A 26,995-nucleotide genomic window follows, 5' to 3' on the forward strand; every position below is an offset into this window, starting at 1 on the left:
TCAACCGCCGAGGTACTCCTCGAGGGCGTGACCGACCAGTCGCAGCGGCTCGGGTTCGATCATCTGGTTGTGCGCGTAGGGCACCGCGACCTCGCGGATCCCGCCGGTCACCGCGGCGTCCCACTCGTGGGGCGAATGGTCGTCTCCGTCGGCGCGGAAGAAGAGCATCTCGCCGTCGAAGATTCCGGGCCGGAACTGCCGCATCAACCGGGCCGAGTTGTCGAACCCGGCGCTGATCTGGGCCAGATGTTCGGCGGCGAGCCCGGTCCGTTGCCCGATTGCGTCGTCGATGAGTTCCACCGCGCGTTCGTAGGTGAGATCGTCGTCGCGGACGCGGTCGCCGATGTCCAGACCGAGGCCGTGCACCAGTTCCGAGACGGTGAGGTGGTCCGGCGTGTCGTCCGCGCCGTTGGTCGGGTAGCTGTCCATGACCGCGAGCGTGGCGACCTCGTCCCCGGCGGCGCGCAGGTCGACGGCGATGGCGTGGGCGATGACGCCGCCGAGCGACCAGCCGAGCAGGTGGTACGGACCCGATGGTTGGACGCGGCGGATCTCCTCCACGTAGCGGTGCGCGAGTGCCTGGATGGATTCGAACGTCGGGCCGCCGCTGATGGCCGGCAATTGCAGGCCGTATGCGGGCCGGTCCGGCGCGAGGTGGCGGAGGAGCCCGGCGTATCCCCAGGACAATCCGATGCCGGGATGGACACAGAACAGTGGTTCCTTCACGCCACGCTCCCGGAGCGGGACGACCACGTCGAGGACCTGGTCGATGGTGGGCGCTCCGGTGATCGTGTCGAGGTTGCGGGCGATGCCGGCGGGCGTCGGGTCGAGGAAGATCGACTGGAGTTGCAGCGCCGATCCGTGCCGTTCCCGGAGCTCGGTGACCAGCCGTGTCGCGATGATCGAGTTGCCGCCGAGGTCGAAGAAGCTGTCCGTGACACCGACCCGGTCCACGCCGAGCAGTTCTTCGAACAGGGTGACGACGGTGCGTTCCTCGTCGGTGGTGGGCGGCTGGAACTCGGCGAGACCCGCGGTGAACTCCGGCGCGGGCAGGGCCTTGCGGTCCAGCTTGCCGACCGGCGTGATCGGAATCTCGTCGAGCACGGTGACCGCGGTGGGCACCATGTGGGTCGGCAGGTGCCCGGCGGCATGGGACCGCAACTCCCCCGGGTCGAGCGATCGGCCGTCGGCGGCGCGGACGTAGGAGACGAGTACGGTCGCGCCGGCGGGCCCGGCATGCCCGATGGTGGCGGCGAAGGCGACGTCCGGGTGCCGGGCGAGCACGGCGTCGATCTCGCCGAGTTCGATCCGGAACCCACGGACCTTGACCTGGAAGTCGGTGCGGCCCAGGTATTCGAGGGTGTGGTCGCGGCTCCAGCGGACCACGTCCCCGGTGCGGTACATCCGGGTGCCGGGTGGGCCGAACGGATCGGCGACGAAGTGGTCCGCGGTGAGGCCGCGACGCTCGTGATAGCCGCGAGCCACTCCGGGGCCGCTGATGTACAGCTCGCCGGGGACACCGACGGGGACGGGCTGCAGTCGGGCGTCGAGAATCATCTCGGCGAACCCGATCGCCGGCCGGCCGATGGTCACGGGTGTGCCGGGTTGCATGGGCGTGCTCACGGCCGCCTGGATGCTGGTCTCGGTGGGCCCGTAGCCGTTGAACATCCTCCGCCCGGGTGCCCACACGTCGACCAGTTCGGGTGGGCAGGCCTCGCCGGCCACGACGAGGACCTCCAGTGCGTCGAGTCCGGTGTCGTCCATGGAGGCGAGGGCGGTCGGGGTGATGAACGAGTGGGTGACGCGTTCGGCGCTCAGCAACTCGGCGAGTTCGTGGCCGCCGAACACCGTCGGCGGCACGATGACGACCTCCGCCGCGGCACCGAACGCCATGATCAGTTCGAACAGCGAGGCGTCGAAGCTCGGAGACGCGAGGTGCGACACTCGGGACGTGGCGGTGACACCGAATCGGGTGTGTTCCTCCTCGGTGAGGTTGGTCATTCCCCGGTGGGTGATGACGACCCCCTTGGGTCGACCGGTCGATCCGGAGGTGTAGATCAGGTAGGCCGGGTGCGCCAGGTGCAGCGGTGTCGTTCGTTCCCGGTCGTCGATCGGTGTGGCCGGGACGGCGTCGAGTTCGGCTCGGAATGCGGGGTCGTCGACGATCAGCCAGGGCACGGTGTCGGGGAGGTTCGCGCGCCGGTCGGCGACGGTGAGGCCGACGGGTGCGCCGCAGTCGTCGAGCATGTAGGCGATCCGCTCGGCCGGGTACTGCGGGTCGACGGGCACGAACGCGGCCCCGGACTTCGCGACGGCCCAGATACCGACGACCTCCTCGAGCGACCTCGGCAGGCCGAGGGCCACGAACGTCTCGGGCCCGACGCCGCGGCGGACGAGTATCCGCGCGAGGCGGTTGGACCATTCGTCGAGTTCCCGGTAGGTCAACGTGTGGTCGCCGCAGGTGAGTGCGCCCCGGTCGGGGGCCACGGAGGCGGCCGTGGACAGCAGGTCCGGCCACAGGGCGGGCGCCGATTCGGTCCGGCCGCGGGCGGGGACGAGTGTGGAACGCTCGTCGTCGTCGAGGAGGTCGAGATCCCCGACGGCACGGCCCGGATCCGCGGTGGCGGCCTCGAGCAGCCGGACGAATCGCGCTGCCAGTCCGGCGACGGTGTCGCGGTCGAACAGCGCCGTGGCGAAGTCGAGTGCCCCCCGGATACCGGCCGGTGCACCGGCCTCGTCGAAGGTTTCCCGGAGCAGTACCTCGAGGTCTTCCTTGACGACGCGGACGTCGAGGTCCAATCCCGAGACGGTGAGGTCGGGCAACTCGAGTTCGGGGATCTCGGTGTTCTGGAACTCGAGCGCGACCTGGAACAGCGGCGAGTAGGACGTGGAACGGGTGGGGTTGAGGGCCTCGACGAGACGCTCGAACGGCAGCTCGGCGTGGGCGAAGGCGGACAGGTCCCGGTCCCGGACCGCGGCGAGGGTGTCGGCGAACCCGGCCGCGGTGTCGACGGGGGTCCGCAGGACGAGCGTGTTGACGAACATCCCCACCATGTCGTCGAGTGCGGCGTCGCCTCGTCCGGCGACAGGGGTGCCGATGACGATGTCGTCGGAGTCGGCCAGCCGCGCCAGCAGCACGGCGAGGGCCGCGTGCACGGTCATGAACATGCTCGACCCCTGCGCGCGGCCGAGCGCGACGATGCGGGCGTGCAGTGCGGCGTCGATGTCGAACTCGACTCGGTCCCCGACGAAGGACTGCTGGGTCGGGCGGGGCCGGTCGGTGGGCAGCGACATCACGTCGGGTAGTCCGTCGAGGGTGTCGGTCCAGTACCGGAGCTGTTGCGCGAGAGCCGAGTCGGGGTCGTCCTCGGCGCCGAGGGTGTCGTGCTGCCAGAGGGTGAAGTCGGCGTACTGGACGGGCAGGGGCTCCCACCCGGGGACTCTGCCCTCGGCTCGATCCGCGTAGGCGTGCACGAGATCCCGGGCGAGCGGGGCGAGGGACGATCCGTCCGCGCTGATGTGATGCACGACGACGGCGAGGACGTGGGTGCCGTCGTCGAGTGCGAACAGTGCGGCCCGCACCGGCACCGACGTCGCGACGTCGAATCCGCGGCTGACCAGGTCGGAGATTCGCCCGGCCAGATCGGCCGCCGTGGTGCGGACGAGTGGTAGATCGAGATGGCTGTGTTCGACGGGAAGCACGAGCTGGGACGGCTGACCGTCCACGGTCGGATACACGGTGTGCAGGGTGTCGTGGCGACGGACGACGTCGAGCGCCGCGGCCCGGAGCGCATCCACGTCGAGCCGGCCGTCGAGCCGGACCACCAGGGGGATGTTGTAGGCCGCCGACGTCGTGTCGTAACGGTTGAGGAACCACATCCGCTTCTGCGCCAGCGATACCGGGAGCCGGTCGGGGCGCGGCATCGGGCGCAGCGGCGTGCGGGTGCCTCCCCCGGTGGTGCGCAGGCGCGCGGCCAGGCCTGCGGCGGTCGGTGTCTCGAAGAGGGTCCGGACCGGCACGTCCACGTCGAGGGCGGTCCCGAGGCGGGCGGTGACGCGGGTCGCGATCAGCGAGTTGCCGCCGAGGTCGAAGAAGTCGTCGTCCACACCGACCTGCTCGATACCGAGGACCTCGGCGAACACGGTGACGACGGCGCGCTCGAGACGGTCGCTCGGGGCACGGTACGCGGTGGCGCTGCCGAAGGAGGGTGCCGGGAGTGCCTTCCGGTCGAGTTTGCCGACCGGCGTGAGCGGGATCCGGTCGAGCACGACGATCGCGGCCGGGACCATGTGGGCGGGGAGCCGTGCCGCGAGATACTCGGTGAGCGTGGCCGATTCGACGACGGCGCCCGCGGCCGGCGTGACGTAGGACGCCAGGACGGTGTCTCCGGAGGGGCCGGTCACCCCGAGTGTGGCGGAGAAGCCGACGGTCGGATGTGCCTGGATCTCGGCGTCGATCTCGCCGAGTTCGATCCGGAAGCCGCGGATCTTCACCTGGAAGTCGCTGCGGCCGATGTACTCGACGGTGTGGTCGGAACGCCAGCGCACGATGTCGCCGGTGCGGTACATCCGCTCCCCCGGCTCGCCGAAGGGGTTGGCGAGGAAACGATGCCCGGTCAGCGCGGGTCGGTCGTGGTAGCCGCGGGCGAGTCCGGCACCCGCGATGTAGAGCTCGCCGGGCGCCCCGACGGGCACCGGCTGCAGGCGGGCGTCGAGCACGAGTTCGCTGACTCCGCGGATCGGCCCACCGATGGTGATGGGTTCCCCCACTGTCATCGGATCGGCGATGTTCGACATGACGGTGGTCTCGGTGGGGCCGTAGGCGTTGGTGAGCGAGCGGCCCGGCGCCCAGCGGGCGACGAGATCCGGTGGGCAGGCCTCGCCGCCGAACGCGACGTGCCGGAACTCGTCCAGTCCGGTGGGATCGACCGTGGCGAGGGCCGCCGTGGTGACGAAGGCGTGGGTGACCTTCTCGTCCGCGATCAGGCGGGCGAGGTCGTCGCCGCCGAACACCTGCGGTGGGGCGATGACCATCGTCGCGCCGGCTCCGAACGCCTGCAGGTACTCGAAGATCGACCCGTCGAAACTCGGCGTGGAGAAGTGCAGGGTCCGGGAGTGCGCGGTGGCGCCGAACCGTTGCCGCTGGTCCTCGGCGAAGTTGTCGAGGCCCTCGTGGGTGACGACCACGCCCTTGGGGGTCCCGGTCGATCCGGAGGTGTAGACGACGTAGGCGGCGTTGTCGAGGCTGATCGGCGAGCGTCGGTCGATGTCCGCCACCGGGAGCGCCGGCTGTGCCTGCCAGGACTTCTCGAACGACGGGCTGTCCAACCGCAGCCACGGCACGGTGTCGGGCAGCCGGTCGGCGTGGCCGGCGAGAGTGAGCCCGAACTCGGCACCGGAGTCGGCGAGCATGTGCTCGACACGCTCGATCGGGTAGTTCGGGTCCACCGGCACGAAGGCCGCGCCGGTCTTGGCCACCGCCCAGATGGCGAGCACCGATTCGATGGAACGGGTGATTCCGACGGCCACGAACGTTTCCGGTCCGGCGCCGCGTGCGATCAGGACCCGGGCGAGTTGGTTCGAACGCTCGTCGAGTTCACGATACGAGACCGCGCGGCCGCGGTACACCAGTGCGGTCCGGGACGGGTCCAGTGCCGCGGCGTCCTCGAAGATCTGGGGCAGGGTGCGTACGGAGAACCCGGTGCGGCCGCGCACCGGGGCGAGCGCGGCGCGTTCCTCGTCGGTGAGGAACTGCACCCGGGCGAGTGGCTCGTCGGGGTGGGTGGTGAGGATCTCGAGCACCCGGCGTACCTGATCGCCGATGAAGTCGACATCCGGCTCGTCGAACACGTCGGGCAGGTATTCGAGTTTGAGATGGAGTTGTTCGTCGCCCGAGGCGACCAGCGCGAGCGGATAGTGCGCGGAATCCCGGGCGACCACGTCGAGCACGTTCATTCCGGCGATGTCGCTGGTGGTGTCCATCCCTCCGCGGTCGACCGGATAGGACTCGAACACGGTGAGGGTGTCGAACATCGCGGCCGGGCCGATCGCACTCTGGATGGTGGGCAGGCCGACGTGGTGGTGGTCGAGGAGCCGGGTCTGTTCGTCCTGGATGCGTCGGAGCAAAGACCCGAGTGTCTCCTCCGGCCGCAACCGCACCCGCACGGGAAGCGTGTTGATGAACAAGCCGACCATCGACTCGATGCCGGCCACCTGCGGCGGGCGGCCGGAGACGGTGCCACCGAACACGAGGTCGTCACGGCCGGTGAGTTGTCCGAGCACGATCGCCCACGCCGCCTGGACGAGCGTGTTCACGGTGACGCCGCGGGTGCGCGAGAGTTCGCGCAGCGCATCGGTGTATGCGGCGGTGAGGGTGACCGCGTGCTCGGCGGCGACGGTGGTCGTGCCGTGGCCACGCTCGGTGGGTGCGATCAGGGTCGGCTCGTCGAGCCCGGTCAGCGCCTCGGTCCACGCCTCCAGTGCCGTTCCGGTGTCGCGGCCGGCGAGCCACGTCAGGTACTCGCGGTAGGACGGCACCGGCGCCAGGCCGGTGCGGTCGCCGCCGGTCGCGTACAGGGTCAGCAGGTCGCGCAGCAGGATCGGCATGGACCAGCCGTCGAGCAGTATGTGGTGGTTGGTGACGATCAGCTGGGACCGTCCGTCGCCGAGATGGACCAGGGTCATCCGAAGTAGCGGGGGGACGGCGGTGTCGAACGGCTCGCTCCGGTCTCGCTCGAGCATCGCGGCGAGTTCGCGTTCGCGCTCGGGTTCGTCCCGGGAGCCGAGATCGACCACCCGCCAGGGCAGTTCCACCTCCGCGGGGATCACCTGGACGGAGTGCCCCGCGTGGTCCTGGACGAAGGCGGCACGCAGTGTGGCATGCCTGGCCAGCAGTGCGGTGCCGGCGCGGTGCATGCGTTCGGAGTCCGCGCCGCGCAGCGACAACTGGACCTGCACCGTGTACGGGTCGACCGACGAGTCGGCGAACTGGGCGTGGAAGAACATGCCCTGTTGCAGCGGGGCGAGCGACCAGACTTCCTCGAGACCGGGGTAGGACGTCTCGAGTCGGTCGACGGCCCGCTGATCGAGGTCGACCAGGTCGAGGTCGGACGGCGTGTGCCCGCCGGCGTCCGGGTCGGCGGCGAGCTCGGCGAGGGCTCGCATGGCACGCAGCCACGTCCCGGTGAGGCGGCGGACCTCACGCTCGGCGAGCACGCCGCGGGGGAAGCGCCACGCGCTGGTGAGCACGGTTCCGGACGGTGTCGCCCTGGCGACGGCGGTGACGTCGAGGGCCGACGGGGCAGGAAGGTCCGCCCCACTCGGGTCGTCGAGGTCGACGTCGGTGACGGGAAGCCAGGCGTGGCCGGTTCCCGATCCTCCGGCGAGCCGGCCGAGGTAGTTGAAGGTGATCTGGGGTACCGCGGAGTCTGCCGGTCCTGCACCGGATTCGGTGAGGTAGCGGAGCATGCCGTACCCGATCCCGTGGTCCGGTATCGAATGCAGCGCCTCCTTCACCCGTTTCACGGCCGCCGCCGTGGCCGGCCCACCGCGCAGTGCCGCATCGAGGTCGATCCCGGTGAGGTCGAGGCCGAGGGGGAACAGGGAGGTGAACCAGCCGACGGTCCGTGACAGGTCGGCTCCCGGGACGACCTGCTCCTCGCGACCGTGTCCTTCGAGTGCGATCAGCGTGTGGGTGGAGGGAGTGCCGCGTTCGGCGCGCCAGGCGGCGACCGCCAGCGCTAGGCCGGTGAGGAGTGCGGCATCGGGGCCGCTGTGGAACAGCTGCGGAAGGCGTTCGAGTACTGCGGCGCTCAGGTCGGGGGGCACGTCCACCGAGACCTTCGACACGGTGGAACCGAGGTCGATCGTCGGATCCATCGGGCGCGAGCCGATCAGCGGGTCCGGCCCGTCCGTCATCGCCTGCCACCGGGGCAGTTCGGCTTCCCGGTGCGGAGCCGCCTCGGCCAGCGCATGTGCCCACCGCCGCATGGACGTTCCCACCGGTTCGAGGACGACGGCGTGCTCGGGGTCGGCGGTCTGCGACCACGCGGACGCGAGATCCGGCACGAGGATCCGCCAGGACACCCCGTCCACCGCGAGGTGATGGGCGACGACGAGCAGACGGTCGCCGGCACCGTCCGGCGCGGCGAACCAGACCACCTGCACGATGTCCCCGGACTCCGGATCCAGCCGTGCGGTGGCGTCGGCGAGGGCGGCGCTCGCAATGCGTTCGAAATCCGGGCGCTCGAACTCGGGGCTCTCACTGTCGGTGCCACTGTCCGGAGCGGGACCGGGAACGGGGACGACGTGCACGACGGCCGCCGCGTGCACGGCACGTGCGGGACGTGTGACCACACGGGTGCGGCCGGAGTCGGGGTCGCGGTCGATGCGCGCCCGCAACATGTCGTGGTGGTCGAGCACGGCCTGGACGGTGCGGTGCAGGCGGTCCAGGTCGACGTCGTCGGGGAGTTCGAGCAGCACCGACTGGGTGTAGCGGTGGTGATCGCCGCCCCGGCCCAGCATCCATTCGACGATCGGCGTCGCCGGCATCTCCCCCACACCCCCGCCCGGGAGTTCCGCAAGCTGCTCGGCGCCCGTGGTCCCGGCTCGTGCGGCGACGACCGCGAGCCCCGCCACGGTCTTGTGCTCGAAGACGTCACGCGGAGTGAGGACGAGTCCGGCGCTCTTGGCTCGGGAGACGAGCTGGATGGACATGATCGAGTCGCCGCCGAGGGCGAAGAAGGAATCGTCCACGCCCACCGAGCTCACGCCGAGCACCTCCGTGTACAGGTCGGCGAGTGTCCGTTCGATCGCGCCGGACGGGGCCCGGCCGCCGGTCCCCGCCGTCCCGAAGTCGGGGGCCGGGAGTGCCCGGCGGTCGAGTTTTCCGTTGCCCGTCAGTGGGAGTGCGCCCAGGACGATCAGCGCGGCGGGCACCATGTACGAGGTGAGCCGGGCCGACACGTGGTCCAGGACGGTCGGGGAATCGACTACCGCGCCCTCCTCCGGGACCACGTAGCCGACGAGGCGACGTCCGCCTGCTCCCTCGTCGCGGACGACGACCACCGACTGTGCGACACCCGGGCAGCTCGACAGCGCCGTCTCGATCTCGCCGAGTTCGATACGGAACCCACGGATCTTCACCTGGAAATCGCTGCGGCCCAGATACTCGAGTGCGCCGTCCCGATTCCAGCGGGCCAGATCTCCCGTCCGGTACATCCGATCGACCGGTGCGCCGAAGGGGTCGGCGACGAAGCGGGTCGCGGTCAGGGGCAGGCGCCCGAGGTACCCGCGGGAGACCTGCGTGCCGGAGACGTACATCTCGCCGGTGACTCCGGGCGGAACGGGGCGCAGCCGGGTGTCGAGAACATGGACCCGCAGCCCGGGCAGGGCCCGGCCGAGGACACTCGCGGACGCCGACCGCGCATACTCCCGGTCCAGTGGCAGATAGCTCACGTGCACGGTGGTCTCGGTGATCCCGTACATGTTGACCAGGGTCGGTGCGGAGTCGCCGTGGCGTCCGTACCAGCGCCCCAGCTGTCCGAAATCGAGTGCCTCGCCGCCGAACACGATGTAGCGCAGCGCCAGGCGTGCGGTGTCGACGTCGCTCTCGGCGACGATGCGATCCGTTTCGGCGAGTTGGTAGAAGGCGGTCGGGGTCTGGTTGAGGACGGTGACCTGCTCGTTGCGGAGCAGGCTGTGGAAGATCTCCGGCGAGCGTGCGGTGTAGTGGTCGACCACCACGAGCCGGCCGCCGTACAGCAACGGACCCCACAATTCCCAGACGGAGAAGTCGAACGCGTAGGAGTGGAACATGGTCCACACGTCGGTGTGGTCGAAGTCGAACAGGGTGCGGGTCGCCTCGAACAGGGTGAGGACGTTGCGGTGGGTGACGACGACGCCCTTGGGACGACCGGTCGACCCGGACGTGTAGATGACGTAGGCCGTGTCGCCCGGGCGTAGCGGCGCGGTTCGGTCGGAGTCGGTGACCGGGCCGGTCTCCCGGGCCTCCAGGTCCGCGCGGGTCTCGTCCTCGTCGAGCGCCAGCAGCGGGACTCCGCTCGGGGGGAGCGATTCCGCGTCGGCGACGGTGGTGACGATGCACAGCGGTCCGGCGTCGTCGAGCACGAACTCGAGTCGATCGGCGGGCGAGGTGAGGTCGATCGGCAGATACCCGGCCCCGGACCGGACGACGGCGAGCAGTGCGGTGACCAGGTCGTGGGTGCGGGCGAGGGCGACACCGACGAGCACTCCCGGCCGCGCACCGCGCGCGACGAGCAGCCGGGCCAGTTGCGCGGAGCGGGCGTCGAGAGCGGCGTACGTCAGTGCGGTGTCCTCGAAGGTGACGGCGACGCGGTTCGGGAACTCCGCGACCGTGGCCGCGAAGCGGTCGGCGAGGGTGTCCCGGTCCGGCGCGGTGTCCCGGCCGGTCGCCGGAGGATTCCACGCCGGAGGATTCCACTCGGTGAGCATCCGGTGGAGCTCGTCCGGGGTGACCAGCGGGTGGGATCCGAGCGGAGCCTTCGGGTCGACGGTGACGGTGTCGAGGAGCCGGACGAAGCGATCGGCGAAGTCGCGGACGGTGGACGCGTCGAACAGGTCGGTCGCGTACGTGAGCGCGGCGGTCATGCCGGCGGGCCCGCCGTCGTCGTCGAACTGTTCCTCGACGCTCAGTTGCAGGTCGAACTTCGCCACGTCCAGGTCCGGGTCGAGCGGGGTGATCGCGAGCCCGGGCAGATCGAGCCGCGGGATCTCGTTGTTGCGGAACTCGAGCACGACCTGGAACAGCGGCGAGTGCGCGGTGGACCGTTCCGGAGCGAGGACGTCGACCAGTTGCTCGAAGGGGATGTCCGAGTGGGCGAATGCCTCCAGGTCGGCACTGCGCGTGCGGGCGAGGAGTTCCTCGAACGACTCGTCGGGCCGGACAGCGGTACGCAGCACCAGCGTGTTGACGAACATCCCCACGAGGTCGTCGAGAGCGGCGTCGCCGCGGCCGGCGATCGGGGTGCCGATCGCGATGTCGTCGCTCGCCGACAACTCGGCGAGCATCAGTGCGAGCGCGGCGTGCACGGTCATGAACATCGTCGCGCCCTGCGCACGGGCGAGGGCCGTGAGGGCCCGGTGCAACGGCGCACCGACGGTGAACGAGACGCGGTCGCCGTGCAGGGTCCGGCGCGCGGGTCGCGGCCGGTCCGCGGGCAGCGCGAGAACCTCCGGCAGATCGGCGAGGCGGTCGATCCAATAGGCCAACTGGGCGGACATCAGAGATTCGGGGTCCTCGGCGTCGCCGAGGAGGCGGCGCTGCCAGAGGCTGTAATCGGCGTACTGGACCGGCAGATCCTCCCACTGGGGGCGGACGCCCGCGGCGTGCGCGACGTAGGCGGTGACCAGGTCCCGCGCGAGTGGCGCCATGGAGAAGCCGTCGGCGACGATGTGGTGGGCGACGAAGACGAGGATGTGCTCGTCCGGCGCGAACGCGAACAGACCGGCCCGGACGGGCGCGGTGGCCTCGACGTCGAAGCCGGTCGCAGCGAGATCGCGAATCCGTTCGGGCGCCTCGTCCGTCGTGACCGGGACGGCGGCCATGTCGGGGCAGACGTCGAGGGTGGGCAGGACGATCTGGATCGGTTCTCCCTCGGGGGCCGCGAAGACGGTCCGTAGGGATTCGTGACGCTCGAGCACGTCGGCGACGGCGGCGCGCATCGCGGCCACGTCCAGCGGGCCGGTGAGTCGGATCGCGAGCGGGATGTTGTAGGCCGGGGAGCCGGTGTCGAACTGGTTGATGAACCACATCCGCTTCTGTGCCAGGGAGGCGGGGACACGGTCCGGTCGTTCCTCGGGACGCAGCGGGGGGCGCTCCCCGCCGGAGCCGGCACCGTCGAGTGCGCGGGCGAGTGCGCGGACGGTCGGCGCCTCGAAGAGGGCGCGGACACCGAGATCGATCCCGTGCTCGGAGCTCAGCCGGGCGGCGACCCGCGTCGCGATCAGGGAGTTGCCGCCGATGTCGAAGAAGTTGTCGTCCACGCCGATTCGTTCGGTGCCGAGCACCGTGGAGAACACCGACGCGACGGACTCCTCGGTGGGCGTCGACGGCGCCTCGTACTCGTCCGTGCCGGGCAGGAACTGCGGTTCCGGCAGGGCCCGGCGGTCCAGTTTTCCGACCGGTGTCCGGGGGATCTCGTCGAGGATCATGATGCTCGACGGGACCATGTGCGGCGGCAGGATGTCTCGGGCGTGTGCCTTCAGGACCGCCGGTGCCGGGGTGGCGCCGGCGTGTGGCAGGACGTAGGAGGCGAGTTGGGTGTCGCCTGCGGGGCCGGGGCGTCCCAGGGTGACCGCGAAGGCGACGTCCGGGTGGGTGGACAGGGCGCTGTCGATGTCGCCGAGTTCGATGCGGAACCCGCGGATCTTCACCTGGAAGTCACTGCGGCCGAGATACTCCACGGTCCCGTCGGACCGCCACCGCGCCAGGTCACCGGTGCGGTACATGCGTGTTCCCGGCGCGCCGTGAGGGGCGGCCACGAAGCGGTCGGCGGTGAGCCCGGGGCGACGGTGATACCCGCGGGCGAGGCCGGGACCGCTCAGGTACAGCTCGCCCGTGACGCCGAGCGGGACGGGTTGCAGCCGGGAGTCGAGGATCACCTCGGCGCTGCCGAGTACCGGGGCACCGATGGTCACCGGCTCGCCGACCTCGAGGGGGCTGCTGATGTTGGCGAGGATGGTCGCCTCCGTGGGCCCGTATCCGTTGGAGAGGTGCCGTCCGGGCGCCCAGCGGGCGACCAGTTCGGCGGGCACCGCCTCGCCGCCGGCCACGACCTCGGTGAACTCGTCCAGGCCGGTGGGATCGACGGTGGCGAGCGCCGCGGGGGTGATGAACGTGTGGGTGACGTGCTGGTCCCGGATGAGGGCGGCCAGTTCGGCACCGCCGTAGGTGGCGGGCGGGACCACGACCAGTGTGCCACCCACGCTGAACGCCATGAGGTAGTCGAACACGGACGCGTCGAAGCTCGGCGAGGAGAAGTGCAGGGTTCGGCTCGTCGTCGTCGGGGCGAAGTGCCGGTGCAGGTCCGCGGTGAAGTTCGCCAGACCGGTGTGCGAGACCACGACCCCCTTGGGACGCCCGGTGGAGCCGGAGGTGTAGATGACGTATGCCGGGTTCTCCGCCCGCAAGGGACGGATCCGGTCGAGGTCGGTGACCGGGTCCGCATCGAATGTTCCTGCGGCGGCAATGATCCGGGGGTCGTCCACCGCCCACCACCGGGTCGTGTCCGGCAACTCGGCCCGGTGGACGCGCAGCGTCAGCCCCACGGTCGCGCCGGAGTCGGTGAGCATGTGTTCGACCCGGTCGCTCGGGTAGTTCGGGTCCACCGGCACGTAGGCGGCGCCGGACTTGGCGATCGCCCAGATCGCGGTGACGGAGTCGACGGATCGGGTGATCGCCAGCGCCACGACGTCCTCCGGGCCGATGCCGCGGGAGACGAGCAGACGGGCCAGCCGGTTCGAGCGCTCGTCGAGTTCCCGGTAGGTGAGCGAGACGTCGCGGTCCACCACCGCCTGCCCTTCCGGCGCGAGGTCGACGCCCGAGGTGAGCAGCTCCGGGAGGGTACGCGGTGCGCGGCCCCGACCGCCGCGCACCGGTACCCAGGTCGCGTACTCGGCGTCGCCCAGCAACGCGAGCCGCCCCACCGGCAGCTCCGGATCGCGGGCGAATGCTTCGAGGGCTCGCCGCACCCGGTCGCCGATGCCCTGCACCGTCGTCCCGTCGAACAGGGACGGGTAGTACTCGATCTTGAAACGCAGGGCGCCGTCCGCGGACGCGATGAGCGTGAGCGGGTAGTGGGCGGCGTTCGCGCTGTCGTGGATACCGAGCACGTTCATTCCGGCGATGTCGGTGGCCTCGGTCAGCCCCGCGCGGTCGACCGGGTACGACTCGAACACGGTGAGGGTGTCGAAGGTGGCGGCCTCGCCCACCGCCGACTGGATACGCGGGAGTTCGACGAAATGGTGATCCAGCAGATCTGCCTGTTCGTCCTGGATCCGGGTGAGGAGTCCGTCGATGCTCTCGCGCGCGGACAGCCGGACCCGGACCGGAACGGTGTTGATGAACAGACCCACCATCGATTCGACACCGGGGACCTGGGGCGGACGGCCGGACACGGTGCCGCCGAACACCACGTCGTCGCGGCCTACGTACTGGGCGAGCACGATGCCCCACGCGGTACGGATCATCGTGCTCAGGGTCAGACCCCGGTCGCGGGCGAATCGGCGCAGTACCTCGGTGTCCTCCGCGGACAGCTCGACGAGGATCTGTGCCGGATCGGCGTGTGCGGGCACACCGGCGTCCCCGGAGCCCACCAGCGTCGAGTCCTCCACCCCGGCCAGGGCGGTGCGCCACGCCTCGAGCGAGGCGTCCACCCCGGAGGCGTACCGGTGGATCCAGTCGAGATAGTCGCGGTAGGGCGGGGCCGCGGCGAGGCCGGACGCTCCGCCGGCGTAGAGGGTCAGCAGGTCCCGGATGACGAGGGGCATGGACCACCCGTCGAGGAGAATGTGGTGGTTGGTGACGATCAGGCGCTCCTGCCCGGCGAGCCGGATCAGCAGGAACCGGACCAGTGGCGGTGTCGCCATGTCGAATCCGCGGTCCCGGTCCGCCGTCACGAGCCGCGCGATCTCGTCTTCGCCCTCACGTTCGGACAGTCGGGACAGGTCCACCTCCAGCCACGGCACCTCAACGTTCCGGTGCACCACCTGGACGGGGGAACCCGACTCGTCGTAGACGAAGGAGGCCCGCAGGCTCTGGTGCCGGTCGATCAGTTGCTGTGCGGCCGCGCGCATCCGGCGAGGATCGGTGCCCCGCAGCTCGAGTGTCAGCTGCACCGTGTAGGCGTCGATCGATTGCTCGGCGAGCAGGGCGTGGAACAGCAGACCCGACTGCAGCGGGGCCAGCGACCAGATGTCCTCCACCTCGGGGAAGCGCCCCTCGATCCGGTCGATGTCGCCCTGACCGAGACCGACCAGATCGAGATCGGACGGCGTGAGCCCGCCGGAGCCGGGTGCCTCGACATGCCGGCACAGGGCCTCGAGCGCGGCCGTCCACAACCCGGCCAGTTCGGTGACCTCGTGCTCGGCGAGGACACCCGACGCGTAGATCCAGGTGGCCCGCAGTTGCCTGCGACCGTCGACGTCGCTGACGACCGCGTTGACGTCCAGAGCGGAGGTGACCGGGGTGTCGAGGTCCTGCGCGTAGTCCAGGTCGACCTCGCCGCTGGGCGCCCAGCCGACCTCGCCCACGGCGCCGCCGAAGTCCGCCGCGAAGCGGCCGAGATAGTTGAAGCTGATCTGGGGCGACGGAAGCCCGCGCAGCACCTCCCGCGTCGTCGGCGACAGGTGGCGCAGGATGCCGTAGCCGATCCCCCGGTCCGGGATCGCGAGCATCTGCTCCTTGACCGCCTTGAGCGCCCGTCCGGCCGCGGGGCCCGAGGCGAACGCCTCCGCGATGTCGATTCCGGTGAGATCCAGGCGGGCCGGGTAGAGCGCGGTGAACCAGCCGACCGTGCGGTTCAGGTCGGCGCCACCCATCACGTGATCCTCGCGGCCGTGGCCTTCGAGGCCGACGAGGGTGTCGGTGCCGTCGATGCCACGGGCGTGCCGCCATTGGGCCATGGCCATCGCCAGGGCGGTGAGCAGGCTGTCGGCGACGGTGCCGTGATAGGCCGCCGGTACGGCCGTGAGGAGCGCCTCGCTGACGTCGGGGGACACCGTGACGTTGACTCGGCCGGTGCTCCGGTTCACGTCCGTGTCGGGGTCGAGGGGGCGGGAGCCGAGGATCGGGTCCGGGCCCTCGAGCACGCCCCGCCACAGCGGCAGCTCCCCGGTACGTTCGGGTGCCTCGTCGACCAGGCCGTGCGCCCAGCGCCGCACCGAGGTCCCCACCGGCGCGAGGACGACGGGGTCGACGCCGGACCGTACCTGATGCCAGGCTGCGGCGAGGTCCGGGACGAGGATGCGCCAGGACACCCCGTCGACGACCAGATGATGCAGCACGAGCAGAAGACGGCCACCGTGCGCCCCCGCGTCGAGCCAGACGACCTGGAGGACGGTGCCGTTCTCCGGGTCGAGCCGATCCTGCGCGTCGTCGAGTTGGTCGACGGCGCATCGCGCGAACTCGGCGCTGCCCGGTGGGTGTGACACCGCGACCCTGCGGATCATCGTCGCGGCGGCGCACGTGCCCGGTGCGGCGACGACGAGGCGGTCGCCCTCCGGGGACAGTTCCACCCGTGCGCGCAGGATGTCGTGATGGTCGAGGACCGCCTGGACGGTCGCGGTCAGGTCGTCGAGTCGAGTGAGGTCGTTCGGGGCGACCAGCAGTGCCGGCTGCGACAGCCGACGGAACTCACCGCCCCGGTCCAGCATCCACGCGATGACGGGGGTGACCGGCATGTCACCGACTCCCCCACCGGGCAACTCCTCGAGCAACTCGCGTTCTTCCGGCGAGACGGCGGTGGCGATGCGCGCCAGCGCAGCGACGGTCTTGTGCTCGAACACGTCTCGGGGCGTGAAGGCGACACCGGCGGCCTGGGCGCGGGAGACCAGCTGGATCGACATGATCGAGTCGCCGCCGAGCGCGAAGAACGAGTCGTCGGTGCCGACGGTGTCGAGGCCGAGGACATCCGCGAACAGGCCCGCCAGCAGCCACTCCGTGTCGGTCTCGGGTGCGCGGGTCCGGTCCGGTCCCGCGGCTGCGAAGTCGGGGGCGGGCAGGGCTCGCCGGTCGAGCTTGCCGACCGGGGTGAGCGGGAGCGTATCGAGCACGACGAGGGTCGCCGGGACCATGTACGGGGCGAGAGTGCGGCCGGCACGAGCGAGGACCTGTGCGGTGTCGACGGTGGCGCCGTCCTCGGGTACGACGTAGCCGACCAGCCGGGTCGGCCCCGTCTCCGGGCGATGGTCGGTGACCACCGCCCGCGCGATCGACGGGTCGGCGGTGAGGGTGGACTCGATTTCGCCGAGTTCGATGCGGAAGCCGCGGATCTTCACCTGGAAGTCGCTGCGCCCCAGGTACTCGAGGTTTCCGTCGCGATTCCACCGGGCCAGGTCGCCCGTCCGGTACATCCGGTCTCCGGTGTCCCCGAAAGGATTCGGGACGAATCGCTCCGCGGTGGTCGCGGGCCTGTCCCGATAGCCTCTGGCGAGTCCGGCACCGGTGACGTAGAGCTCCCCGGGGACACCGATCGGCACCGGCTGCAGCCGCGTGTCGAGAACCATGTCGCCGCAACCGATGGGCGGTGTGCCGATGGTCACCGGTTCGTCCGGGGTGAGGGGCCCGGTGACACTCGCGACGACGGTGGCCTCGGTGGGCCCGTAGGCGTTGAACATCGCCCGGCCCGGTCCGACCCACTGCCGCACCAGTTCCGGCGGGCACACGTCTCCCCCGGTCGCGACGCAACGTAAGTGGCTCAGGCCTGCGGGGTTCACGGAGGCGAGCGCGGCGGGTGTGATGAACGCGTGGGTGACCCGGTGGACCCTCATCAGATCCGCGAGCTCACTGCCGCCGATCGTTCCGGGAGGGGCGATCACCATGGTGGCGCCCGCACCCACGGCGAGGAGCAGTTCGAGTATCGAGGCGTCGAAGCTCGGCGAGGAGAAGTGCAGTGTCCGCGAGTTCGGTCCCACGTCGAATCGGAGGCGCTCCTCGGCGGCGAGCCCGGCCAGGCCCCGGTGCGGGACGACGACACCCTTCGGTGTCCCGGTGGAACCGGAGGTGTAGATGACGTATGCGGGGTGGTCGAGCCGCAGCGGGTGTGTCCGCTCGTCGTCGGTGACCGGCCCGGCGGGGAGGGCGTCGAGACCTCGCTCGATCTCCGGTTCGCCGAGCAGCAGGCACTCCGTGGCGGCCGGCAGGTGCGGCCGATCCTCGCGGGTGGTCAGGATCGTGCGCGCCTGTGAGTCGGTCAGCATGTGTTCGATACGCTCCGGCGGGTACCCGGGATCGACGGGGACGAAGGCTGCGCCGGACTTCGCCACCGCCCACACGGCGACGACGGAGTGTAGGGAACGCGGCAGTGCGAGCGCCACGACCGATTCCGGTCCGGCGCCTGCATCGATCAGCGCCCGCGCGAGCTGATTCGACCGTTCGTCGAGTTCCCGGTAGGTCAGTGTCGGTGCCGCTCCCCCGGCGTCGGCCAGGACGACCGCGGTCCGGGACGGCTCGACGGATGCGGCGTGGCCCAGCAGTTCGGCAAGGGTCGCCGGCGCGACCGTGGGTGGCCCGAGCACCGGAGTGAGACCGGCGCTCGCGTCGGCGGTCAGCAGCGCGATGTCACCGACCGCGCGGTCAGGGCGGGCGGTCGCGGTGTCGGCGATCCGCCGCAGATATCCGGCGAACCGGGCCACCGTGTCGTCGTCGAACAGCGACGTGGGATACGTGAAGGCTGCATCGATCCCGGTCGGGGTACCGTCCTCGGCGAAGCGTTCGGTGAGAGTCAGCTGGAGGTCGAAGTTGGCGATCTCGACGGGCAACTCCACACCGGTCACCGCGAGACCGGGCAGATCCAGATGCGGCTGTTCGTTGTTGCGGAACTCGAGCATCGCCTGGAAGAGCGGCGAGTGCGCGGTGGATCGCTCGGGGGCGAGCGAGTCGACCAGCTGCTCGAACGGCAGGTCCGCATGCTGGAAGGCGTCGAGATCGCGTTCCCGGGTGTGCTCGAGCAACTCGGCGAACGTCCGGTGCGGTGCGATGTCGGCGCGCAGGACGAGCGTGTTGACGAACATACCGACGAGGTCGTCCAGTGCGGCGTGCCCGCGCCCGGCGACGGGCGTGCCGACGGCGATGTCGGTGGTGCCGCTGAGCCGGGCGAGCAGGACGGCGAACACGGCGTGGGCCGCCATGAACACGGTCGCGTCGTGCTCACGGGCGACGGCGACCATCCGGCGATGGGTGTTCTCGTCGAGCTGGAACTCGTGTACGGCACCGGCGAGTTCCTGTGTGGCGGGGCGCGGCCGGTCGGTCGGCAGCGGCAGCAGCTCGGGCAGTTCCGCGAGCACGTCCGTCCAGTACCGGAGTTGGTCGCTCAGGAGGGAGCCGGGATCGTCGCCGTCGCCCAGGAGCCGGCGTTGCCACACCGCGTAGTCGGCGTACTGCACGGGCAGCGGTGTCCATCCCGGCGTCTCACCCCGGCTCCTGGCGACGTAGGCGGCCATGAGGTCTCGGGCGAGGGGCGCCATGGAGAAGCCGTCGGCCGCGATGTGATGGACGATGACCACCAGCACGTGATGCTCGGAAGCGAGCCGGAGCAACCGCACCCGCACCGGGGGTGCCGCGGCGACATCGAATCCGGCGGATGCCCACTCGGCGATGTGCGCGTCCAGGTCCGGCTCCGGGACCGGCAGGGGTTCGAGGTCGGGGACCGCGCGCTCGGCAGGCACGATCTGCTGGACAGGGTCCCGACCGTGCAGCGGGAACACCGTCCGCAGCGACTCGTGCCGGTCGAGGACGTCGGCGACGGCGGCGCGCAGGGCATCCACGTCCAGTCGGCCGGTCAACCTCACGGCGAGCGCGATGTTGTAGGCCGCCGAATCGGGAGCGAACTTGTTGGCGAACCACATACGTCGCTGGGCCGCCGAGACGGGCATGAACTGCTCACGTGGAACCGGCTCGGGCACGGGACGAGTCGAGGCACGGGAGGTGTCGGCGTGACGCGCCAGGGCCGCCACGGTCGGAGCGGCGAACACGTCCCGCACCGACACCGTGGTGCCGAGCGCCGCATCCACCCGCGCCGCCAGGCGGGTGGCGGTGAGGGAGTTCCCGCCCAGCGCGAAGAAGTCGTCGTCGGCCCCGACCCTTCCCGTACCGAGCAGGTCGGCGTACACGGCGGCCACGATCTGCTCCGACGGTGTCCGAGGCGCCACGAATTCCGCAGCGGAGGGGGCGAAGTCCGGTTCCGGCAGCGCCTTTCGGTCGAGCTTGCCGCTGCCGGAGACCGGGAACTCGTCGAGCCGGACGATCTGCGCCGGGATCATGTACGACGGCACCAGCGACGAGAGGTGCTGCACGATCTGCGCCGACGGGCAGTCTCCGACGCAGCGGACATAGGCGACGAGCGCCTGCTCGCCGCGTCGGTCCGAGTGGACGGTGACGGCGGCCTGGTCGATGCCTGCGACGGTGAGGAGCGCGGTCTCGATCTCGCCGAGTTCGATGCGCTGTCCGCGTAGCTTCACCTGGAAGTCTCTGCGGCCGAGGTACTCGAGTTCACCGGAACGCGACCAGCGCACGACGTCACCGGTGCGATACATCCGCCCGCCGTCGGCGGCCAGCGGATCGGCGACGAACCGGTCCGCGGTCAGATCCGGCCGTCCCGTATAGCCGCGGGCGAGCTGGACTCCCGCGAGGTACAGCTCGCCCGGCACACCGATCGGAGCCGGATGCAGCCGGGAGTCCAGGACGTACACCCGGGTGTTCCACACCGGCAGTCCGATGGGCACCGGGCCCGTCTCGCCGGGCCGGAACCGATGGTGGGTGACGTCCACCGCGGCCTCGGTCGGCCCGTACAGGTTGTGGATCTCGGCAGTGGACAGGGCGGCGAACGCGGCCGCGGTCTCGGCGGGAAGCGCCTCACCGCTGCAGAACAGCAGGCGCAGGCTGTCGCAGCGGGGTGAGTCGGCAACGGAGACGGATTCCGTGACCGGGGAGGTGAGCTCGGCGACGAATGCCGACAGCATCGAGGGCACGAAGTGGGCGACCGTGATCGCGTGTTCGGTGAAGAATGTGGCGAGGTAGCGGGGGTCCCGGTGGCCTCCCGGTTCCGCGAGTACGAGCCGCGCCCCGACCTGCAGCGGCCAGAACAACTCCCACACCGACACGTCGAAGGTCACCGGCGTCTTCTGTGCCACCGCGTCGGAGTCGTCGATCCGGTAGCGGTCCTGCATCCAGAGCAACCGGTTGACGATCGCGCGATGGGACACCCCGACGCCCTTGGGGCGTCCGGTCGAGCCGGACGTGAAGATCACGTAGGCCAGGGAGTCCGGGCGGATCGGCCCCCCGCGTTCGTCGTCGGTGATCGGTGTCGACGGGCCGCCGCTGTCGGTCTCACCACTGCTGTCCGGCTCACCACTGGTGACGATCTCGCCGGGAACGAGTACCGGAATGTCGGGGGCCGCGTCCCGCAGGCGCTCGGCGTACCGCTCCGAGGTGAGCACGCACGCCGGCTCCGCGCTGCCCAGCACGTAGGCGAGCCGCTCCGCCGGATGGGCGGGGTCGAGGGGAACGTAGGCGGCACCGGTGGCGAGTACCGCGTAGATCGCCACCATCATGTCCGCGGACCGATCGAGTGCCACACCCACCCGCGTCTCCGGTCCGGCGCCGCGCCGCAACAGTTCCCGGGCCAGCCGGTCGCGCGCCGAGGCGAACTCGCGGTAGCTCGACTGCCGGGGCGGTGCTCCGGGTGCGGTGCCGTCGGCCGCCCATTCGAGCGCGATCGCGTCCGGTGTGCGGGCGACCTGCGCCTCGAACAGGTCGACGAGCGTCCCGGCCGGCAGTGGGTGCTCGGTGGAGTTGAGTTCTCCGACGGTGTGCTCGATCTCGGTGTCGGGCGCGACCGGGATCTCGGACAGTCGGCGTTCGGGATCGGCACCGACGACCTCGAGGACCCGCAGGAACCGGTCCGCGAACTCCGTCATCGTCTCCGGGTCGAACAGATCGGTGGCGAACGAGAGCGTACCGGCGATCGGGCCCGGTGACCCGTCCGGCGCGGTGGTGCGGGTGAGGATGACCTGGAGGTCGAATTTCGCGGTCTGGGTGTCGATCTCGTCGACGTCGACGAGCAGTCCCGGCAACTCGAGGTGGGCGTCGGCGAATCCCTGGAGCACGAGCATGACCTGGAACAGGGGCGACTGGGCCTCGGTGCGCACCGGATCGAGTGCCTCGACCAGCCGCTCGAACGGAATGTCGGTGTGGTCGAAGGCTGCGAGGTCGGCCCTCCTGGTCTGCCGGAGCAGATCCGCCACCGAACGGTCGGGATCCACTCGGGTACGCAGCACCAGGGTGTTGACGAACATGCCCACGACGTCGTCGAGTTCCGCGGCGCCACGTCCGGACACGGGTGTGCCGATCGTCACGTCGGTGCAGTCGCCCGTGCGGGAGAGCAGGAAGGCGAGCGCCGCGTGCACCGCCATGAACAGGGTCGCGTCGGCGGCGGTGGCCGTGTCGAGAAGACCGGCATGGATCCGCGCGGGCACGGTGAAGGGGACCGAATCCCCGTGCAGGGACTGGCGCGGGGGCCGGGGGCGGTCCGTGGGAAGCGGGAGCAGTTCGGGTATGTCGGCGAGGGTGTCGGCCCAGTACCCGAGTTGCCGGGACACGACACTGTCCGGATCGTCCTCGGAGCCGAGCAGGGCTCGCTGCCACTGCGCGAAGTCGGCGTACTCCACCGCCGGCGGATCCCAGCGCGGGCCGTGCCCGGCGAGCCGGGCGGAGTAGGCAGTCATCAGGTCCCGGGTGGCGACGGCGACCGACAGTCCATCGGCGGCGATGTGGTGGACGACGACGGCGAGCACGTGTCGGTCGGCTCTGCTCCGGAACAGTCGTGCCCGGACCGGGGATTCGCTGGTCACGTCGAAGCCGGCCGTGGCGACGGCACGTAGGTGTGCGGCCAGGTCGGTGTCGGACACCTCCTCGACCTCCGGATGCGGGGCCGCGTCCTCGGTCGGTCGGACGGACTGTACGGGTCCGTCCGGCGTGTTGGGGAAGACGGTGCGCAGCGAGCGATGCCGGTCGATCACATCGGCCAGGGCAGCGGTCAGCGCACCCACGTCGAGGTCGCCGTCGAGCCGGACGGCCGCCGCGATGTTGTATGCGGGTGAGGCGGGATCCCACTGGTTGACGAACCACATCCGCTGTTGGGCGAGGGACACCGGCACCGGGCCGTCGTGTGGGAGCCGTACCAACTCCGGGCGAGGCGGATGCGCGCCGGGACGATCCGCCCGGGCCGCCAACTGTGCCACGGTCGGTGCCTCGAACAGGTCGAGGACACCCAGCGAGGAACCGAGTGCCCGGTTGAGCCGGGAGACCAGTCTCGTCGCGACCAGCGAGTTCCCGCCCATGTCGAAGAAACTGTCGTCGATCCCCACCCGGTCCCGGCCGAGCAGTGCCGCGAACACCTCCACGATCCGTTGCTCGGTATCGATGACGGGCGCCCGGTAGGGCACCCGCGTGTCGTCGAAGTCCGGATCAGGCAGGGCCTTCCTGTCGAACTTGCCTGCGGGAGTGAGGGGGATCTCCGTGATCGGCACGATCAGTCCCGGGACCATGTGCGGGGGCAGGATCGTCGACGCGTGGGCGGCGAGTACGGACGGTGCGGGATCGGTGCCGGGTTCGGGGAGCACGTAGCTCACGAGGACGGTCTCTCCGGACGGCGCGGTGTGGCCGACGGTGGCCGCGAACTCCACCTCGGGATGCGAGCGCAGCGCCGCATCGATCTCGCCCGGTTCGATCCGGAATCCGCGGATCTTGATCTGGAAGTCGGTGCGACCCAGGAACTCGAGTTCCGGGTGGCCGTCGCGTACGGTCCAGCGGGTGAGATCGCCGGTTCGGTACATCAGCTCGCCCGGTGCGCCGAAGGGATCGGCGACGAAACGTTCCGCCGTCGGCCGGGGCAGCCCGTGATAGCCGCGAGCGAGCCCGGAGCCGCTGATGTAGAGCTCGCCCGGCACCCCGGGCGGCACCGGATGCAGCCGGCTGTCGAGCACCGTGAGGGCGACCCCACGCAAAGGGCGGCCGATCGTCACCGGCGTCCCCGGATGCAGGCCCGCGAGGGCCGCGACGATGGTGACCTCGGTCGGGCCGTATCCGTTGAACATGGCCCGTCCCGACGCCCACCGGTCCACCAGCGCCGGCGGGCACGCCTCACCGCCGGTGACGACCACGCGCAGGTGGTCGAGCCCGTCCGGCGCGAGCGACCCGAGCGCCGCCGGCGAGATGAAGGCGTGGCTGACGCGTTCGGTGTGGAGCAGGTGGGCGAGTTCCTCGCCACCGAACACCGTGGGCGGGGCGACGATCATCGTGGCGCCCGCACCGAAGGCCATGACGGCTTCCAGAACGGAGGCGTCGAAGCTCGGTGAGGAGAAGTGCAGCGTCCGTGCCTCGGTGCCGAGACCGAGTTCCTCGCGCACGTCGGCCGCCAGATTCACCAGCGCGATGTGCGTGACCAGCACTCCCTTGGGTCGTCCGGTGGAGCCGGAGGTGTAGATCAGGTAGGCGGTGTCGGCCACCCGCAGCGGACGTGCGCGGTCGGCATCGTCGAGAGTCGTCGCGGCGCGCCTCGCGACCTCCCCCCGCACCGGCTCGGCGTCGATCGCGATCCATTCGACACCCTCGGGCAGCTCGGCCACGCGGGACTCGGTCGTGATTCCCAGCGCCGCACCGGAGTCGACGAGCATGTGTTCGATCCGGTCGCGGGGGTACCGGGGATCGACCGGCAGGAAGGCGGCGCCCGACTTGGCCACGGCCCACAGTGCGATCACCGAGTGCAGGGACCGTGGGAGCGCGAGCGCGACGACGGACTCGGGGCCGGCACCCCGATCGATCAGGACCCGGGCGAGCCGCGTCGACTCCTCGTCCAGTTCCCGGTAGGTGAGGTGCGTGCCGTCGACGACTACGGCGTCCGCGTCGGGGTGGGCGCGGGCCACCGATTCGAGCAGGGAGGGCAGCGTCTGCGGTGGCAGCGCCGGGGAACCGGACGCGGGGGCCAGCTCGTCCAGTTCCCGCTCGTCGAGCAGGGCCACGTCGCCGGTCACCGTGCCGTGGTCGATCTGGTCCAGTACGCGCAGGAAGCGGTCGGCGAACCGTTCGGCACCCGCTGGATCCAGGACGTCGGTCGCGTACTCGACGGCGACCATCCACTCGTCGGTGTCGGTCCCTGCCCCAGTGGCGGCTCGATCGAGGCTCACACGCAGGTCCGGCGGCACCGCCCCGCGGTCGGCCGGTCCGGCGGCCCGGGAGAGCACCTCGTGTTCCCCGGTCGTCCCCGCGGTGACGCCGGGCATCTCGAATGCCACCTGGAACAGCGGCGCGTACGAGGTCGGGGGTGACGGCGCGAGGTCCTGCAGCAGCTCCGCCCAGGGCGTCGCGGCGTGGTCGAAGGCATGGGCCTCCGTGGCGAGCACCGCCGTGAGGTGATCGGCGAACGTCGCCGACCGGTCGACGACGGTGCGGAGCGCGAGCACGTTGTCCACCGGCTCCGGCTCCACCAGCGACACCGGAGTTCCGAGCACGACCTCGTCGATGTCGGCCACCCGGGCGACGGTGACCGCCAGCGCCGCGTGGACCACCGTGAACGCGCAGGTGCCTGCCTCCGCGGCCAGCCGGTGGATCTTCCGGACGGTGTCGGGGCGGACCGGAGCGGTGACCCGCGCCGTGGCACCGGACCGGTGGGACGGGCGGGGACGATCCAGAGGCAGCGGCGTGACGTCGGCCGCCCCGGCGAGTGATTCGCGCCAGAATCGTCGGTGCGCCGCCGCCGCGAGTCGCCGGGCCCCGGTGCGCGCACTGTCCGGGTGGACGCGCTCGATCGGAGTCTGCGGGTCGGTGGTGACGAGTTCCTCGGTCAGTTCCGCACACCGCCGATGGTGTTCGCGGAGTTCGACCGCGTCGTATCGGTTCGGGTTGCCGCGGAAGTCGAGCATCGTCGTCGGCCGGCCGGTGTCGTCGGCGCCACCCTGGTAGATGTTGACGAGGAGATCGTCGACCGGGCCGGACGTGACGATGTGGTACTCGCCCACGACCGATCCGAGAGTGATCTCCCGCCGGAAGAGCATCACGTTGACCAACGGCCCGGACAGGTCTCCCGCACCGGTGAGCCCCGCGTCCCGCCGGATGTCCTCGAGGCTGCAGCGTTGGTGCCGCAGTGCGCCCATCAGCTCCAGCTGCACGCGCTGCACCAGGTCGGCAACGGTGTCCGTGCCGTGAACGGTGATGTGGAGCGGAGCGACGTTCACCAGCATCCCGCCCGAGTGTTGCAACGGTGCCGTCGTTCTCGCCGACACCGGCAGATTGACGAGAACATCGGTGCTCCCGGTCATCCGGGACAGGTAGCAGGCGAACGCGGCGACCAGGGCCGCCGCCGCGGTGGCGCCCCATCGTTCGTCGGCGGAGTCGACGGCCGCGAGCGCTTCCGGCGACAGGCTGGCGCTCTCGAGCAGGCTGTGCGCGGCGGACGGACCCTCGGTCCGCGCGAGAGTCGAACCGTGCTCGATCCCGCGGATGTGCTCGGCCCAGTACTCACGGTCGCCGGCGAATCGGCTGGACTCCCGGTACTTCTGGTCCAGGCGATACATCTCCTGCAGGTCCAGGGCACGGCTCGGCTGTGGTTCGACGCCCTCCGCGGCGGCCGTGTACAGCTCGGCCACCCGATTGAGCATCGTCATCCCGCTGTAGCCGTCGAGGGCGACGTGGTGAATTCGGGTGTACCACAGGTAGTGCCGTTCGCCGATGTGCAGGATCGTCATGGCGACGAGCCGATCTTCGGTGAGGCGCACGGGAACTTCGATGTCGCGGTGCATCCATCGTTCGGCTGTTGCACGAGGATCGGCCTCGTCCCGGAGATCGAGGTAGTCGATCGACTTGTCGGCCTCCGGATTGACCATCTGGTACGGCTCGCCGTCGACGTCCACCACGGCCAGGAACGGAGACTGGTACTCGTCTCCCGCGGCGACGGCGGCGTCGGCCAACAGATCCAGGTCCACGTCGCCTCGGAGTTCGACGTACTGGGCGATGAACTTCGGAACGTCCGGACTGAGCTGTTGGGCGAACCACATGCTCCGCTGGGTCGCGGTGAGCGGGAAGGCCCCCTCGGGTATGTGCGGCGCCTCGGCACCGTCGCTGTCGCCGTGGCGGGATGGAGCGGTGTTGTGATCAGTCATCGTGAGGTCCCCTGAAGGGTCGAGACGGGATCGAAACGGAAGAATCGAGAAGCACAGGACGAAGATCGGTCGGGTTCTCGTG

General features: G+C 70.7%; 1 protein-coding gene. It reads right to left on the bottom strand.

Features of this window, described 5'->3' with window-relative positions:
- Complete coding sequence (locus G4H71_RS21520; protein ID WP_072740051.1) at window positions 1-26,913, bottom strand: non-ribosomal peptide synthase/polyketide synthase; 26,913 nt, start codon at window positions 26,911-26,913, stop codon at window positions 1-3.
- Window positions 26,914-26,995: the final 82 nt, after the last annotated feature.

The organism is Rhodococcus triatomae (assembly GCF_014217785.1).
Lineage (GTDB): Bacteria > Actinomycetota > Actinomycetes > Mycobacteriales > Mycobacteriaceae > Rhodococcus_F > Rhodococcus_F triatomae.